Annotated in this window: 8 protein-coding genes; 1 reads left to right on the forward strand and 7 read right to left on the reverse strand. The window is 34.5% G+C overall.

All coding sequences use genetic code 11. From position 1 onward, the window contains the following. Nucleotides 1–255 (reverse strand): hypothetical protein (locus AC1DUA_RS25895; RefSeq protein ID WP_477502506.1); only part of this gene is annotated, 255 nt, incomplete at its 3' end. A 254-nt stretch (nt 256–509) separates the two neighbouring features. Further along, nucleotides 510–989: a hypothetical protein gene (locus AC1DUA_RS25900; RefSeq protein WP_477502507.1), complete on the reverse strand. Its 480-nt coding sequence runs from the start codon at nt 987–989 to the stop codon at nt 510–512. A gap of 183 nt (nt 990–1,172) precedes the next feature. On the opposite strand from AC1DUA_RS25900, the gene AC1DUA_RS25905 reads away from it, so the two are divergent. After that, entirely contained in the window at nt 1,173–1,418 is a 246-nt protein-coding gene (locus AC1DUA_RS25905; RefSeq protein WP_477502508.1) for a hypothetical protein, read from the forward strand. A 149-nt stretch (nt 1,419–1,567) separates the two neighbouring features. Here AC1DUA_RS25905 and AC1DUA_RS25910 read toward each other — a convergent pair whose 3' ends face one another. From AC1DUA_RS25910 to AC1DUA_RS25930, 5 genes are all read right to left on the reverse strand, one after another. Then, nucleotides 1,568–1,846 (reverse strand): hypothetical protein, encoded by a 279-nt coding sequence (locus tag AC1DUA_RS25910; RefSeq protein WP_477502509.1) that lies wholly within the window; start codon nt 1,844–1,846, stop codon nt 1,568–1,570. Between the two features lie 110 nt (nt 1,847–1,956). Continuing rightward, nucleotides 1,957–2,082 carry a hypothetical protein gene (locus AC1DUA_RS25915; RefSeq protein WP_477502510.1) on the reverse strand — a complete coding sequence of 42 codons (126 nt, stop codon included), beginning with the start codon at nt 2,080–2,082 and terminating at the stop codon, nt 1,957–1,959. Nucleotides 2,083–2,284: 202 nt separating this feature from the next. Beyond that, a complete protein-coding gene (locus AC1DUA_RS25920; protein ID WP_477502511.1) occupies nt 2,285–2,572 on the reverse strand; it encodes a hypothetical protein in 288 nt (95 codons plus the stop codon). 231 nt (nt 2,573–2,803) lie between these two features. Next, entirely contained in the window at nt 2,804–3,112 is a 309-nt protein-coding gene (locus AC1DUA_RS25925) for a hypothetical protein (RefSeq protein WP_477502512.1), read from the reverse strand. Between the two features lie 262 nt (nt 3,113–3,374). Continuing rightward, nucleotides 3,375–4,299, reverse strand: a 925-nt coding sequence (locus AC1DUA_RS25930) for a DUF4179 domain-containing protein (RefSeq protein WP_477502513.1), incomplete at its 5' end; no start/stop codon positions are given.

The raw sequence follows: 4,299 nt of genomic DNA on the forward strand, positions 1-4,299 counted from the left end.
ATTTTTATAAAATACGATTTCCCCTCTTTGAACGTCATTTGATTTTTTGTAATACGTTTGATCGACTACAATATCGAAGCCATCGAACTCATGATGACCCCAATCCATGTTGTCATAACGGTGACTGTATACATGCATTCCTTCAACGGAGTTAATAATATTTATATCTTGTTTTGTTACATTATCTTGTAGCGGTTCTACTGTGCAGGCTGTTAGTAAAACAGAAATTAACAAAAGAAATACGCTTAATCTCATTAGTTCACCTCCAAAAGTATCCTATAATTATTATACTTCAAAGGGATAGTTCATTCTCCATATTTTGTTAATTATTAACGAACATCTGCATTAAATAAATCCTTTAGCGTAAAATGTTAGCCTGTCAGTCCTAATCGTTGAAAAGGCGTTGTTTCCGAGTGCCCCACGCTAGACTGCCCGTTAGCGGGGAGATGGTCGAACGATCGATTTCGCGGCATTCTTATGTTTTTTTGCAACCAATATCCTCTCTGTAATTAATCCTTTAAACTCACTCCTAAATTAGCCAAACGAATAAAATAATCACTCTTACCGTCATAATGCTTGTATTCACCGACTTCGAAATTCTCCAAATTGATAATGTTTTTTAATAATTCTGGGATGACCTTTTCTTCGTTTTGCCAAATAATAGTTTTATTTATAAAAGGATAAGGTCTGTAAGGATTTGACGTATGTAGGTAAAAAGCATCGCAAGTCGGGTCTTTTGAGTCTAAGAAGATCCAAGCTTGAAAGGGCTTCGTGTTTGACAGGTCTGAAGTTTGGATTTTCCTCAATAGTTCTATGTAATGTTTGATATGGCTTCTTCTGTCTTTAACGTTCTCACTTATTCCCTTCCCGTCAAAGTGCATATGCCACATATTATGCCAAGTGGTTTCATCGGATAAATGGTGACTAAAATCCTGAAGCATTTTCTTTAAACTTCGATAATATCGTCTTCTACCACGAATTTTCGCCATGCAGATTCACCTTCCGAATTTATTTTCATATGAAGAGTTTCACCCTAATACTCAATTATCTGCCCGTTTCTTCAATGAAGTTAAATATCGGGTTTTTTACGTTTGAAATACGATAAAGTTACAAATTGCTTAACACGATTGTTAAAATGTGCTAATATTGTTAATAAGGAGGTGGTTAATAAAATGCAACAAATCTCTGATTATCTTTTTATGGGTTCTATAATTCTGCTAATATTAACATTGCTTTTCAAAGGAGTAGGCTCTAAAGGTTCTTCTAATTCTATGGGAAACATCGATTTAGCCATGCATGAAAACCATGGTAATGATTTGAAAAGTCAGGACTCGATTATCAAAAGTATATTTAAATCAGTTTTCATATGGATATCAATTTTAGGAATACTTGTTTCAATACTCTTGTCGAAAATATAAATTCCTACCGGAAATATTGAACAAAAAAGGGCGCTGTAAAAAGCGTCTTTTTTGTTAGCTTCTATACAGCTAGAGGGAGATGATCAGCGGGATTAATACCGCTCCGCTATGCACTAACGTTCTTTCGTTAGCTTATCGTGAGAAAGGTGCTACTTCCCCGTAGCAATAGCAGTAATAATTCGAATAACTTGGTATATCATCAATGAGGCAAATACAAGGACAGAAATAGTAGCAAATATTCTCTGAGGATTTTTATACCACTTTGGAAAATGGTCGAGCCTTTTGGGAACTTGAAAACCCGAAACAATATCGACATGTTTGATTACATCGTTAAAGGGAGCCCTATCTTCTAGGGAACTCGTTTCGATTTTATTCTCAGTAAGATGAAGCGTTTCATCATTAAATGGATTATAGGAAGTATTTTTCATTTTAGACCTCCTCAAATTTCATTAAAAACATCCATATTATAACATTTTTTATATGTGACAGGAAGGAACTAATAAACTAATTTGCCCGAAGCAAACCTCTAAACTAAAATTTAGCGAAGCTTATCAATAAAAATATGATAATTTTTCAAGTCACTTAATAATTGCCTTTCAACTTCAATTCTTAGTTTTGGACCCATACTTTTAGAAAGACCTAAATCTTGAAAATTGGGTTTCATATTTATCCCCACCTACTTTCTTGCAAATTCCGATCATAATTTGAACATATTCTTCGTTTTTTACCATATTCCTTTTGGTGCTATCCTACCCATTTTGTTGAGTAAACCTGCCGTTACTTGAATTAAGGGCTGCCTCGCGGCAGCCCCTTTAATATTGAACTATAGTTCTCTCGTTAGCGGAATGGGCTAACTAAGTGTAGCTTTATTCTAAAAGGACAGGAATCATAAAAGAAAAAAATATGGTTCCAACCAAGAAAGAGATTAATGAAACTTTATAGCCAAGTTTTTTTATAAAAATCACACCAAATACAACTACTAAAAAGGGAATGCCCCACAAGAAATAAGGCAAGAACTTCATTCCACTATTGGAGTTTAAAATTCTTGGCAGTGTTGAAAGTGAATTAATGTAAAGAATACTTCCAATTGAAATCCATAAAACTGAAAATAGAAGTCCGAGCATTATGTTAGAAAGCAATTTACATTTACTCACCAAATCCCCTCCATCTCAAAGTTGAATCATAATAATTTTAATTCGAATCCGTTACTAGAGGGAATACATTTTGTTCTGCACGTTATTGTAACGAGGCTGCCGATTGATCCAGCAGCATCGTCCTGGCTACCTATTGAACAAACGTCTCCCGTTACTTGAATGAGCAAATAGAGGAGCTGCCACGATGCATGCCCCTCAACTATAGTTTTCCGTCGTAGAAAAGTTCTGTCGCTAAGTATTTTTATTTGGATAATTTTCAAGATCCTCTCTGATTTCTTTTAAATCTGAGGAAATCTTATCAAATAGAACCTTATTCTTTTCATCATTTCTATCTTTAAAATTTGTACTGCCAAAAAAATCATACTCTACATTCATAATAAGTTTTTTAATGCGCTCTCCCTCATCGTCAAACTTGCTCTCATAGAATGCATTTATTTTCTCTCTTTCAGAAAAAGGAAATCCCACATACTCTATACTTATTTCAAAAACCTTAACAATCTCAAATGCTACGTTTTTAAATTCACTCTGTTTTATCCTCATTTTTGAATCATCCTCCATAAAACATCCAGAAGTGACATTATTAAAATTAATAGAAATGCTGTACTAAACGTATCATATTCTGATGATCTAACACCTCAATAAATTATCTAATTGCATATATTTTTCTGCCGTCTTACTAGAGATTCGTGCACGTTTTGTACAATAGGCTGCACGTGGCAGCCTGTAAAGGTTTGTTCAACTATCTTATCCGTTAGTTCAATCTTCATCACTGTATTTTACAATGTCACTTTTTATATATTATTTATAGGGGAACACTAAAAATCATTTCCTCTATAGCCTCTCCTCTGTAGTAAACTACAGAATCAGTACGTTTTTCTTCGATTTTGCGCTGCGGTATTATTTCCAAATGTTCAGGAAGTTCTTTGGGGGTATGATATTCACTCGTAAATCGGTATATTTTCATAATACCCTCTTTCTTTTCTTCCCCTCCTAATGAGCCAATTCCCAAAATGTTACCCTTGTCATCTTTTACTTGAATGTTGCTGATAGAGGAAGGATCAGTGAGTGAGTAATTAATCGGCACAGTGATTTCGTATTCAATGAAGGTGCTTAGAGGTCTAATAACCACTCTAGACACGGTAATCTTAACATCATGTACTTTGTTTGACACAACTGGCTCGTATGTTTTTGTAGCATGGTCTGAAAGTTTGCGTGAGACTGGAATTTCAATTATCCAATCATCTTGATAGCTTTCCATTTTATTTACTTTGATTGTAAGTTGAAATTCCTCTGGTATTATCAGTTTCTGTTCGTCTTCATTATCGTAATTTACATTGTAATAGATAATTCCACCGTATTTATCATCTGGAAGAGTGTGGAATTCCCCTCCTGAGTGAAAAGCCAACCTTCTGCCGTTAATATATAGTTGAACATCATTTGAGTTTAGAGCAGGTTTGTATGTCATGTCCTTTGTATAAGATTGAACCATATCGAATACAAGTTCGTTTTGGTCAACATACAAATTCTCAACATTTAAGGTGATACCTTGTTTTGATACCCCTTTCCCAACAGGTGTGCTTAGTCCCTTTTCCACTACTTGTTTTGTTAGAGTTTCTAATGATAACAAGTTCGTCACATAAGCTAAGACTTGTGAGGAGAATGCAAGCGTGATGAAAGTAAAACAGATAGCCATGGATAAAACCAAAGCTATCAACCTCTTATTTAAT

This window comes from Paenibacillus sp. 01T422 (assembly GCF_056398785.1).

Bases quoted from the DNA above. Each gene is read 5' to 3' on its own strand.
- AC1DUA_RS25900 (WP_477502507.1), bottom strand. From the start codon at position 989: ATGGCGAAAATTCGTGGTAGAAGACGATATTATCGAAGTTTAAAGAAA.
- AC1DUA_RS25905 (WP_477502508.1), top strand. From the start codon at position 1,173: ATGCAACAAATCTCTGATTATCTTTTTATGGGTTCTATAATTCTGCTA.
- AC1DUA_RS25910 (WP_477502509.1), bottom strand. From the start codon at position 1,846: ATGAAAAATACTTCCTATAATCCATTTAATGATGAAACGCTTCATCTT.
- AC1DUA_RS25915 (WP_477502510.1), bottom strand. From the start codon at position 2,082: ATGAAACCCAATTTTCAAGATTTAGGTCTTTCTAAAAGTATGGGTCCA.
- AC1DUA_RS25925 (WP_477502512.1), bottom strand. From the start codon at position 3,112: ATGAGGATAAAACAGAGTGAATTTAAAAACGTAGCATTTGAGATTGTT.